This window comes from Diaphorobacter sp. B2A2W2 (assembly GCF_056730635.1).
In genome coordinates this window covers 118,792-129,768 of record NZ_JBWZOR010000002.1, presented here as the reverse complement: position 1 = coordinate 129,768, position 10,977 = coordinate 118,792, and the positions used below count along the sequence as shown (strand labels likewise).

The window sequence follows — 10,977 nt, the reverse complement described above, 5'->3', positions numbered from 1 at the left end:
CCATTTTTTAAGCAAATCGGCCTCCAGCCCTTGTGTATCAAGCGCGAACAGCTATCAAAACAATACCGCCCGCGCAAAGCGTTCAGAAATCCAGCCGCGCACTCACGAAGACGCGGCGGCCCTGCTCGGCATAGCCGAACGCGGGGGACTTCTCCGCCAGGCGCAGATCGCCCAGGTTCTCCAGGCCGGCGCGCAGGTTCAGCCGCTGGTGCGCGCCAAGCGCCCAGGCGCGCCCCACGCTCGCGTTCCACAGCGTGTAAGCGGGCAGGCGCTGGCCGGAACTGGTCTGGCTGCCCGTGTACTCGGCGCCCAGCTGCGCGTCCCAGCCCGCCACGCGCCATGCCAGGCGCGAGGCCACGCTGGTGTCCGGCCGGTCGGACAGGCGCTCGCCCGTGGCCTTGTCACGGGTGCGCAGCAGCGTGGCGTCCATGCTCCAGCGCAGCGCGTCGGTGATGGCCCAGGTGAAGCCGGCCTCCAGGCCCTGGATGCGCGCCGCGTCCACGTTGTCGTAGAGGTAGGTGCGGCGCGTGCCCACCTGCTGGATCAGGCGGTAGGTGATGAGCTGCTTGACCTCGGTATGGAACGCGGTGGCGCGCAGCGACCAGGCCGGGCTGACCTGCCAGTCGGCCCCGATCTCGAAGGAGTTGGAGGTCTCCGGCTGGATGTCGGCGTTGCCCCGGAAGGTGTGCGGCCCCTCGGCGCCCACATAGTTCGGCGAGATCTGCTTGAGCGTGGGCGCCTTGAAGGCATGTCCCAGGCCACCCTTGACCACCAGCGCGGGGCTGGCCTCCCACACCAGGTAGGCGCGGGGGCTCAGCTCGGACCCGAAGATGCCGTGGTGGTCCGCGCGCAGGCCCAGCGTGGCCAGCAGGTTCGTGCCCAGCGCGAACTCGTCCTGCACGAACAGGGCCTTGTGCGACACGTCGTCGCGGCCGTTCAGCAGGCCGGAATTCACCAGCTCTTCATTGCGCCACTCGCCGCCCACGGTGACCTGGTGGCCACCCCAGCGGGTGGTGGCGTGGCCGTCCACCACATCGTCCGTCATGTCCTGCGCCCGCGTGGGGCTGACGCCGTTGGTGCGGCTGTTGCGCACGCTGATCTCGCTGCGGTAGGCGCGTGCCTGCGCCTTCCAGGCGCCTATCTCGCCCTTCCACCCCACGTGCGTCTGGCGGCGGTCGAGGTCATAGCGGTTGGCATAGGGGCGCGTGCCGCTCACGTCGTCGTAGAAGCGCCGCTCCTCGCCATCGGTCACGCCGGCCTCCAGCCGGTGGCCGGGCGCCAGGTCCAGCTCGGCGTTCAGCCCCAGGCTGCGCGGCTTGCGGCCTTCGATCTCGCTGTAGCGCGGGTCCTCGCGCTGCGCCACGGCGTCGCGGTGGGCGTACTCGGCATTCACCGACAGGCGCAGCCGGTCGTTCAGTGGGCCCGCCGCAAACAGCGAGGCGCCCCCTTCGGCCGCGGCCTCGCCGCCGGCGGGGAAGGCGGCGTTGAAGCCCAGCGAGCCGATCCAGCGGTCGCCCGGCTTGCGCGTGATGATGTTGACCACGCCGCCCAGCGCCTCGGACCCGTACAGCGCCGACATCGGCCCGCGGATGATTTCCACACGCTCGATGGCCGACACCGGCAGCCAGCCGTACTGGTAGTCGGAATGGCCGATCACGTCGTCGCTCGCGCTGATGCGCCGCCCGTCGATGAGTGTGAGCGTGTGCTTGCCCTCCAGCCCGCGCAGCGCGAGCGTCTTGCGCCCCCCCACCTGGCGCGCGCTGAAGGTGATGCCCGGCGCGCCGCGCACGGCGTCCAGCAGGTCGGCCGCGTTGCGCTCGGCGAGGTCCTGCGCGGTGATCACGGTGACGCTGGCGGGCGCCGTGCGGGCGTCCTGCTCGGTCAGTGTGGCGGTCACGGTGACGGGCGCCAGGGCGGTGGCGGCCGGGGCCTCGGCCGCGGCCTGGGCACGCGCGGCGCCCGACAGGCACAGCAAGGCGGCCAGGGCCAGCGGATGGCGACGGCAAAGGGTCACATGGATCAAGTGGTGTGGCATGAACGTCCTGAGGAAAGACCGCAGTGGCTGGACGCTGGCGCCGCATTGCTGGCGTGGGGCTGGGCGGGAGAGTGGAAAAAACCGGAGTCGGGCAGCCGCCCGCCCAGCAGCGCGGCGTCGCGCGCGAGCAGTTGCTGGAAGAAGAAGTCGACCTCGGCGCGCGCCCGCTGCGCCGGCACCGCGTCCAGCTGGCTGGTGGCCAGCGCGTCGGCCACGGCGTCGGGGGTCAGCAGGTCGATGCGTGCGGCCACCATGCGGCCGCACTCCTGGGGATGGGCGCGGCACCAGGCGACGGAGCGCGCATAGGCTGCGTCCACGGCCGCGAGCGCGGCGCCTTGCCCGCGCAGGGCGCCCACAGCGGCAATACCCGCCTGCGGGATGCGCGGCGCGCGCTGGAACACACGGCCCCATTCCTGCTGTAGATCGGCGCCGCGGTGCAGCTCGGGCGCCACCAGCCCGAGGGGAAAGGACTGCGTCTTGCGCAGCGCCAGGGACACGGCGGGCTCCGACAGCAGCGCATGGCGCACCCGGCGTGTGATGAGCAACTGCATGGCTTCCATGGGCGTGGGCACGTAGCGCACGCGGAAGTCGCGCCGCACGTCCAGCCCCTGCCGGGCGGTAAGCAGTTGCAGCATCAGATCCGGCATGTCGCCGCGGAAAGGCACGGCGATTTCCTCGCCGCGAAAATCCGCCAGCGTGCGCCGCGCGCCATCACGCGTGACGATCCACAGCGCGCCCCAGGTGGAGATGCTCAGCAGCGTGACGCCCGCGCCACGGTTGTAGAGGTTGGCCGCCACGTTGCTGGGCATGGCCAGCACATCCGCCTTGCGGCCCAAGGCCATCACGCGCAGCTGGTCGGGGTCGCGCCAGGGGGTGAACTCCACACGCTCGGCCACGCCCGCCAGCGCCTGAGTCTCGGCCATGTGGATCAGGGGCGCCGAGACGATGGCTGGCGGCCCGGCCAGCACCAGGCGGGCCAGCGGCGCGGCAGGAGCGGCAGGCGCAGCGGGAGCCGCCGCGCCCCATGCCGGCAACCCGGCGAGCGCGAACGCACCCGAGGTCTGCAGCAGGCGGCGGCGGCCCTGGTCAACGGACTGCACAGGGTTCGTCAGCATCGCATCTCCCTCAGAACTGGTAGCTCACGCCCGCCGCCACGTTGCGGCCCAGGCCCGGCAGGTAGCCCGGCTGCGCGGCCGTGGCCTGGTTGCGAATGGCATAGCTGCTGGCGTAGCGCCGGTCGGTGAGGTTGTCGGCCTGCAGGTAGGCCGTCCAGGGGCCGCTCTTCCATTCCAGCTTGAAGCCCAGCAGCGCGTAGGCGTCCTGCTCGCTGCCGGCGGTGTTGGCGTGGTCGGTGGGCGTGTCAGTGGGCATCCAGCGCAGGCTGGGACCCATGCGCCAGACACCCGCACCCGTGGCGACGCGCCACAGCACCTCGGCATTGATCAGGTGGCGCGGCACGCCGGCGATGCGGTTGCCGGCGTAGATGCCGTCTTTGAAGCGGAAGTCGCTGTACGTCCAGGAGCCACGCCAGTCGAGTGCGCCCATGCCCAGCGGCCAACTGCCCGACAGCCCTGCCTCCACGCCCTGGTGGCGCGTGCCGCCGGCGTAGTTGTAGGTGCCCACCTTGATGCCGTTGGCATCGGTGGTGCTCATGAGTTCGCCGGCCACCTGGCTGCGGTACACGGCGGCCGTCCAGTGCAGGGCACGGGCACCCTCGCCCCAGCGGCCTTGCCCACCGACCTCGAAGGTGGTGGCGCGCTGCAGGTCCAGCCGCACCAGCTCGCTGGTGGCCGCCGCGGGGGCGTTGGGCGCTACGGTGGCGGAGACGATCTCCCAGAATGTGGGCGCCTCCTGGCTGCGGCTCAAGTTGGCCCACCAGCGCACGGCCGGCGTGGGCGTCCAGTTCACCCCCACCTTGGGCGTGGAAAAGCTCCACTGCTGCTGCAGCGTGCGGCCGTCCAGGCGGCTGGCGGCGTCGCGTGTCTGGTGGCTCCAGCCCCACTGGCCGACCAGCGTCCATGCCGGCGCCAGGCGCCAGTCGGCCGCCAGCAGCGCCTGCAGGTTGTCGGCCGTGAGGTCATAGGCGCCAAAGCGCTGCAGCGCTGCCCCGTTCACGGGGCTGGTGGCGTCCAGATCGCGGTCCATGCGGCTGCGCGACCAGCCCAGCGCCGCGCGCCAGGCCAGGGGACCGGCCGTCTGCCCGCCGGCCTGCCACTGCGCACCTGCCGTGCGGCTGCGGGTGATGGTGTAGCTGGTCTGGTTGTTGAACAGGTCGTCCGTGTCCTGCCAGTAGACGCCCAGCTCCTGGCGCAGCGCATCGTCACCCCAGCGCGAGCGGTTGGCCAGGCGCAGCTGCGTGGCTTCACGGCGCGGGTCGCGGCGGTAGACGTTGAGCAACTGGTCCTGCGGCGTGGCGCCGTCGCCCATCACACCGCGCGGCTGGGTGCGCACGCGGTCCTTGGGCACGACGGTGGGGATGTCGAAGTCCAGATCGGTCCACGACAGGTAGGTGCGGTTCTCGAACCCGCCGGCGGCCTGGAACCCCACGTTGGCATGCAGCGCATCGCGCTGCGACGCCGAATGGTGGCGGTAGCCGTCGTAGCGGTCGCCGCTCACGCTGATGCGCCCATCCCACTGCGCGCCCTGCAGGCCCACGGCGCCCTGCAGCGCCTGGCGGCCAAAGCTGCCCACCTCGGTGCGCACGCGGCCCCGCTCGTCGGCGCCCGTGAGCGACTGGAAGTCCAGCTCGCCCCCGAGCGTGGTCGCGCCCGGGGTGAGCGTGTTGGCACCGCGTCGCACGCTGACCAACGCGGCGTTGCGCGGCTCCACCAGGCCGATGATGAAGGAGCCATCGGCGTCGTTCAGCGGCAGTCCGTCCTGCAACAGCAGCACGCCGCGGTTCAGCGGGTTGCTCTGGATGCCCGACCCGCGTATGGACAGGCGCGGCTGGTCCATGGCACCAAAGAAGTCCTGGATCACGATGCCCGGCTGGTAGTCCAGGGCGTCGCGCAGCGTGGCCAGGCGCGTCTCCTGCTGCGGAGTGGCCAGGTTGGTACCGCCGGGAACGCGGTCCAGGCGCTGCTGCTCCGCCGCCACGGAGGGGCGCAGCGGCGCGGCCGCTTCGGCATCGCCCTCGGCACGCACGGTCACCGTGGGCAGTTGCGCCGGAGCAGGCTCGGCCGCCATCGCCAGCGGGCACAGCAGCGCCAGGGCGGGGGCCGTCGTGCGGGTCCATGCACGAAGACTGGAACAAAGGGAAGGAAGGTGGTGCGGCGGCATGAAAGTGAGAGAATTTGAAATAAATGCGATTCATTCGTATTCTCAAAGCATGCCACCACATAACCGGAATATGAAATGACTTTTATCAACACGGCCCCGGGCGGCGCGGCGGACGCGCAACAGAGGGGCTTCAGAGAGGCGAGCAGCCTGTTGGGCGCGAACGCGCTGCTGCAGGGCTTGCCGGCGCCGGCATTGCAGGATCTGGCCCAGCATGCCCTCGCGCGCACGCACCCCGATGGGGAAACGCTGTTCCACGAAGGCGAAGCCGCTTGCCACTGCCTGCTGGTGGCGCAAGGTGCCGTGGAAGTGCTGCGCTATGACGCCACGGGCGAGGAGCGCATGCTGCACTGTTTCACCCCCGGGCAGTGGGTGGCCGAGGCGGCCATGTTCATGCCGCACGGGCTCTATCCGATGACGGCGCGCGCGCAAGGCGCCACGCGGGTCTGGCGCATTCCCCGGCAGGCGTTGCGCACGGCGTGCGAGCGCCACCCGTCGCTGGCGCTGCGGCTGCTGGAATCGCTGAGCCTGCGCCTGTACCACTGCGTGAACGAGGTGGACTGGCTCACCAGCAGCAATGCGCAGCAGCGCCTGGCCGCCTACTTGGTGGCGCGGTGCAGCGAGGGCGGCGAGCCGGTCGAGCTGCCCACCAGCCAGCGGCACCTGGCGGCGCGCCTGGGCATCCGCGCCGAGACGCTGAACCGCCTGCTTGCCCAGTGGCAGGCCAAAGGCTGGATCCGCGGCGGGCGGCGCACCTGGCGCCTGTGCGATGCGCACCAGTTGCGACAACTCGCCGCGCCCGGCACGCGCACGTTCTGACGCCCTGGCCACAGTGCCGCAACTCGGGTGGCTGGCGGCTGGCCGGAGCGCCCTCACCCACCGATAATGCGCCCACCATGCACATCCTGCGCAACGCCCGTCACCTGGCACGCCTGTTGTTGGCGTGCTTTGCCGTGTCGCTGGGCGTGGCGACGGCAGCGCCCTTCGTGCAGGCAGGCCATTTAGAGCGCGTCTGCACTGCCTCGGGCGAGGAGCGCTGGGTTGCCGCCGGCGGCAACAGCGCGGTGGGCACCAACGATGCCTCCCACCCCGCGCATGCGCTGGACTGCGCCCTGTGCCTGCCGCCCCTGCTGCCCGCTCTGGATGCACCCCCGTGGCGCGGCCTGCAGCAGCTCCCGCATGTCCCATCTGCGGATGTGGTGCGCCAGACCCATGTACCGGCGCTCAGCCGCGCGCCTTTCCCGCCGCGCGCCCCGCCTGCGGCGCCACTCGCCCTCGCACCGTTTTGAAAACGGCGGGCACGGGCCACCGTGCACCCGCACTCTTCTCGCATACCACGGCAGCGCTGACCGCCTGCCCCATCGTTTATTCAAGGATTTTTCATGTTCTCCCAATCGCTCGTCTCCCGCTTCGCCATCGCCGCCACCCTGCTCGTGGCCGGCGCAGCCCACGCCCAGGTCACCGTGCAGGACGCCTGGGTGCGCGCCACGGTGCCGCAACAGAAGGCCACCGGCGCCTTCATGCGCCTGACGGCCGCGCAGGATGCCCGCCTGGTCAGCGCCAGCAGCCCGGTGGCCGGCGTCACCGAAGTCCATGAAATGAAGCTCGTGGACAACGTGATGAAGATGCGCCCGCTGCCCGCGCTGGATCTGCCAGCCGGCCAAGCCGTGGAACTCAAGCCCGGCGGCTACCACATCATGCTGCTGGACCTGAAGCAGCCCGTCGCCCAAGGCTCAACCGTGCCCCTGACGCTGGTTTTCGAAGCCAAGGATGGCCAACGCACGACACAGGAGTTGCAGGCGCCCGTGCGCGCCGTCAGCGCCACGGCCGCGCCGGCCATGGGCCATGGCAAGCCGCACGGCGGCCATTGAGGCTCATCCGGTACGGCTGAAGGTTTTTTAGACCTCTAGCGCTTGCACAGCAAGCGCTGACAGCTATCAATAGCATAGCTTCCACACGCGCCCATCGCGGGCGCGGACGAGGGGGTTGGCCGATAATGCGGCGCTTTGCACGGCGCCTGCGTTGCGCGCCCTCCCCCGATTTCCCACACCATGCACTCTGACGCGGAACACCTGTGGCGCGCGCCGCGCTGGGCACTGGCCATCCTGCTGGCTCTGCTGGGCATGGTGGGGCCGTTCGCCATCGACACGTACCTGCCCGCCTTCCCCGCCATCGCGGGCGCGCTGCAGGCCACACCGGTGCAGATGCAGCAGACGCTGTCGGCCTACCTGTTCGCGTTCGCCTTCATGACGTTGTTCCATGGCTCCCTGTCCGACAGCTTCGGGCGTCGGCCCGTGGTGCTGTGCGGCCTGGCCGTTTTCACGCTCGCTTCCCTGGGCTGCGCGCTGTCGCAGAGCATCGGACAGTTGGTAGCGTTTCGGGCGCTGCAGGGCCTGTCGGCCGGCGCGGGCATTGTGGTGTCGCGCGCCGTGATCCGCGACATGTTCCCGCCCACGCAGGCGCAGCGCGTCATGGCGCAGGTGACGATTTTCTTCGGCGTGGCGCCGGCCATCGCGCCCATCGTAGGCGGCTGGCTGTCGGTGCACCTGGGCTGGCACAGCGTGTTCTGGTTTTTGACGGGCGTGGGCGTGCTGCTGTGGGTGGCCAACTGGCGCCTGCTGCCCGAGTCGCTGCCCGCGCACAAGCGCCAGCCGATCCACATGGGCCACCTGCTGCGCGGCTACTGGGAACTGGGCACCAGCCCACGCTTCATCCTGCTGGCGCTGGCCAGCGGCGTGCCGTTCAACGGCATGTTCCTCTACGTGCTGTCGGCCCCGGCCTTCCTGGGCGAGCTGCTGGGCCTGGGGCCCACGGAGTTCTTCTGGTTCTTCGTGATCAACATCGCCGGCATCATGGGCGGCGCCTGGGCCAGCGGCCGGCTGGCCGGTCGCATCCCGCCCAAGCGCCAGATCCGCCACGGCTTCGTGATCATGCTGGCGATGGCGCTGCTCAACCTGGGCGCCAACCTGGCGCTGGCGCCGCATGTGTCGTGGGCGCTGTGGCCCATCGGCATCTTCTCGTTCGGCTGGGCCCTGATGGTGCCCGTGGTCACGCTGCTGGTGCTGGACCTGTACCCGCAGCGCCGGGGCATGGCCTCGTCGCTGCAGGCATTCGTGGGCGCCACGGCCAACGGCCTGGTGGCGGGCGTAGTGGCGCCGCTGGTCATGCATTCAGCCCTGGCGCTGGCGGCGGCCTCACTGCTGCTGATGCTGGTGGGGCTGGTGTCCTGGATCTACCTGCACCACCGCTGGCCAGACATCGGCCGCCACACCATGCACGTGGGCTGAGAGCGGCGCGCGGCCCCGTGTGCCGCGGCGACCGGCGCCCCTGGCGCCGCAGTCGTGCAGCTTCTGCATCTACTCGCCGGGCCGGCTCGGTGCACCCAGCAACTCGCCCCTCAAGCCGCAATAGCCTGCCCTCCGAGAGGTCCACGGCCCCGGCCCGGACGAACGGGTTGTTGATCTCCTGCGCGGCCCCGGTGCGCTTCGCGGGGAGTTGGCGCGCAATAAAAAAGCCAGCCCTGGACGAGAGGGCTGGCTTGTCATGTGTTCCGCGCCGCCGGCTTAGCGGTCGTTGCGCGCCGGGCGCTTGCCGGCGCCGTGGGGTACGAACGGCTTGCCCGCGCCCTGCGGCTTGGCAAACGCGGGCTTGCGGCCAAAGTCTGCGCGGGGTGCTGCAGCGTCACCGCGGCCACCACCATGGCGGCCGGCGTCGCCAAACCGGGAGGCTTCGCCAAACCCGCTCTTGCGGCCATAGCCTTCACCGTCGCGGCGGCCGCCGAAGCTGTTGCCACGATCGCCACCGCGCGGTGCGCCATAGCCCTCGCCAGAGCGAGGGGCTGCGCCGCGCGGGCCGCGGTCGGCAAAGCCGCCACGGTCATTGAAGCCGCCACGGTCGCCGAAGCTGCCACGTGGGTCACGGTCGCCATAGCCACCACGATCACCAAAGCCGCGCTCGCTGCCGCCGCGGCCAAAGCGCTGCTCGCGCGGGCCACGGTGACCATCACGCCCGCCACGACCGCCGAAGTCGGCACGGCCACCTTGCGGGAAGCGCTGGGTAGGCTCCAGGCCTGCGACCACCTCGGCCTTGAACTGCTGGCGGCTGTAGCCCTCGATGTCGAAGATCTTGCGGCGGTCGCGGAACTCGGCAAAGGTCACGGCCAAACCGTCGCGGCCGGCGCGGCCCGTACGGCCGATGCGGTGCGTGTAGTCCTCGGCCTTCATGGGCAGGCCGAAGTTGAAGACGTGGGTGATGGTCGGCACGTCGATGCCGCGCGCGGCCACGTCGGTCGCCACCAGGATCTGCACCTGGCCATTGCGCAACGCCATCAGGCGGCGGTTGCGCAGGCCTTGGCTCAGGGCGCCGTGCAAAGCCACGGCACTGAAACCTTCCTGCTGCAGGTCATTGGCCAGACCATCGCACTCCACCTGGGTGCTGGCGAACACGATGGCCTGGTCGATGGAGGCATCGCGCAGCCAGTGGTCCAGCAGCTTGCGCTTGTGCTGCGCGTTGTCGGCCCAGTACAGCATCTGCTTGATGTTGGCGTGCTTTTCCTGCGGCGTGTCGATCTGGATCTTCTTCACCGACGCGCCGTTGTCGTGCATCACCCGCATGGCGAGCTGCTGGATGCGCGGCGCGAAGGTGGCGCTGAACATCATGGTCTGCTTGCGCTGGGCGGTGAGCTGGTTGATCTCGGCCAGGTCGTCCGAGAAACCCAGATCCAGCATGCGGTCGGCCTCATCGACCACCAGGAACTGCACCTGGTCCAGCTTGATCTGCTGCGAACGCTGCAGGTCCAGCAGGCGGCCCGGCGTCGCCACCACCAGGTTGGCATTCTGCAGCTTGGCGATCTGCAACTGGTAGGGCATGCCACCCACCACGTTGGCGATGCGCAGGCCCTTGCAGTGCTTGACCAAATCGATGGCATCGTGCGCCACCTGTTGCGCCAGTTCGCGCGTGGGGCACAGCACCAGCGCGCCGGGCGTCGCCGCCTTGAAGTTGCGCGCCTGCGTGGGGTTCTTGCGCTTGGGTCGCTTCGGGGGAGCCTCGCCACGCGCGGCCGCCTCGGCGGCGGCGCGCTCGAAGGCGGCGCGCTCAGCGACTTCGGCCTCGGCCTGTTGGCGGATCAGCGTGTGCAGCACGGGCAGCAGGAAGGCCGCAGTCTTGCCGCTGCCAGTCTGGCTGGAGACCATCAGATCGATGAAGCTCGCGTCATCGCCCGAGCCCATGGCCAAGGGAATCGCGCGAGTCTGCACCTGCGTGGGCTCGGTGTAGCCGAGGTCGGCCACAGCCTGCACCAGTTCGGGCGCAAGGCCCAGTTCGATGAAGCCGGCGGGCAGAGCGGGCGCGGCGGTGGTAGGAGAAACAGGCGCCTCAATCGAAGCGGCCATAGGGGATTGGGCAGGCGCGATCTCGCCCTGCACGTGCATGGTGTCTGTCATGTCGTATGTATGAAGCGCGCGGGTGCAACCCGCGGCGGCTTCGTCAGTGGTTCATCAAAACATCAACCATCCAACGAAACCTGCACCAGCAGTGAGAGCTGGGCGGGTGGGTCATTGACGCAGGCACTGGAACGCTGGAAACCGTTCAAGGCCCGCAACCCATTGTGAGAAGGGAGATGCGCAAGGGCTGCGCGATGCGGCCAAACCTTCAGTCGGGTTTGGGGG

General features: G+C 70.1%; 8 protein-coding genes. 4 read left to right on the top strand and 4 right to left on the bottom strand.

What is annotated here, in order from left to right; genetic code table 11:
* Positions 1-82: 82 nt before the first annotated feature.
* Genes AC1PPL_RS03865 through AC1PPL_RS03855 form a run of 3 tightly spaced genes read right to left on the bottom strand, consistent with a single transcriptional unit; the run spans position 83 to position 5,314 of the window.
* Entirely contained in the window at positions 83-2,035 is a 1,953-nt protein-coding gene (locus AC1PPL_RS03865) for a TonB-dependent receptor plug domain-containing protein (RefSeq protein WP_479972684.1), read from the bottom strand.
* Entirely contained in the window at positions 2,020-3,150 is a 1,131-nt protein-coding gene (locus AC1PPL_RS03860) for an ABC transporter substrate-binding protein (protein ID WP_287984310.1), read from the bottom strand. The genes AC1PPL_RS03865 and AC1PPL_RS03860 overlap by 16 nt, the downstream gene beginning before the upstream one ends.
* Positions 3,151-3,160: 10 nt before the next feature.
* Positions 3,161-5,314, bottom strand: a complete 2,154-nt coding sequence (locus AC1PPL_RS03855) for a TonB-dependent receptor family protein (RefSeq protein ID WP_479972683.1) — start codon at positions 5,312-5,314, stop codon at positions 3,161-3,163.
* Positions 5,315-5,389: 75 nt separating this feature from the next.
* Between AC1PPL_RS03855 and AC1PPL_RS03850 the strand changes: the two genes are divergently transcribed.
* The 4 genes from AC1PPL_RS03850 to AC1PPL_RS03835 all read left to right on the top strand — a co-directional run bounded on the left by AC1PPL_RS03850 (position 5,390) and on the right by AC1PPL_RS03835 (position 8,598).
* Positions 5,390-6,130, top strand: coding sequence for a Crp/Fnr family transcriptional regulator (locus AC1PPL_RS03850; RefSeq protein WP_479972682.1), 741 nt, complete (start codon positions 5,390-5,392; stop codon positions 6,128-6,130).
* 77 nt (positions 6,131-6,207) lie between these two features.
* Positions 6,208-6,600, top strand: coding sequence for a DUF2946 family protein (locus tag AC1PPL_RS03845; RefSeq protein ID WP_252102158.1), 393 nt, complete (start codon positions 6,208-6,210; stop codon positions 6,598-6,600).
* Between the two features lie 93 nt (positions 6,601-6,693).
* A complete protein-coding gene (locus AC1PPL_RS03840; RefSeq protein WP_103737388.1) occupies positions 6,694-7,182 on the top strand; it encodes a copper chaperone PCu(A)C in 489 nt (162 codons plus the stop codon).
* Positions 7,183-7,362: 180 nt separating this feature from the next.
* On the top strand, positions 7,363-8,598 hold the full coding sequence (locus AC1PPL_RS03835) for a multidrug effflux MFS transporter (protein WP_287966342.1): 1,236 nt from the start codon (positions 7,363-7,365) through the stop codon (positions 8,596-8,598).
* Positions 8,599-8,874: 276 nt separating this feature from the next.
* On the opposite strand, the gene AC1PPL_RS03830 is transcribed toward AC1PPL_RS03835, so the two are convergent.
* The gene (locus AC1PPL_RS03830; RefSeq protein ID WP_088886187.1) at positions 8,875-10,752 is read right to left on the bottom strand and encodes a DEAD/DEAH box helicase; all 1,878 of its coding nucleotides are present in this window, start codon (positions 10,750-10,752) and stop codon (positions 8,875-8,877) included.
* Positions 10,753-10,977 lie beyond the last annotated feature (225 nt).

Bases quoted from the DNA above. Each gene is read 5' to 3' on its own strand.
- AC1PPL_RS03865 (WP_479972684.1), bottom strand. From the start codon at position 2,035: ATGCCACACCACTTGATCCATGTGACCCTTTGCCGTCGCCATCCGCTG.
- AC1PPL_RS03840 (WP_103737388.1), top strand. From the start codon at position 6,694: ATGTTCTCCCAATCGCTCGTCTCCCGCTTCGCCATCGCCGCCACCCTG.
- AC1PPL_RS03850 (WP_479972682.1), top strand. From the start codon at position 5,390: ATGACTTTTATCAACACGGCCCCGGGCGGCGCGGCGGACGCGCAACAG.
- AC1PPL_RS03860 (WP_287984310.1), bottom strand. From the start codon at position 3,150: ATGCTGACGAACCCTGTGCAGTCCGTTGACCAGGGCCGCCGCCGCCTG.
- AC1PPL_RS03845 (WP_252102158.1), top strand. From the start codon at position 6,208: ATGCACATCCTGCGCAACGCCCGTCACCTGGCACGCCTGTTGTTGGCG.
- AC1PPL_RS03830 (WP_088886187.1), bottom strand. From the start codon at position 10,752: ATGACAGACACCATGCACGTGCAGGGCGAGATCGCGCCTGCCCAATCC.
- AC1PPL_RS03835 (WP_287966342.1), top strand. From the start codon at position 7,363: ATGCACTCTGACGCGGAACACCTGTGGCGCGCGCCGCGCTGGGCACTG.
- AC1PPL_RS03855 (WP_479972683.1), bottom strand. From the start codon at position 5,314: ATGCCGCCGCACCACCTTCCTTCCCTTTGTTCCAGTCTTCGTGCATGG.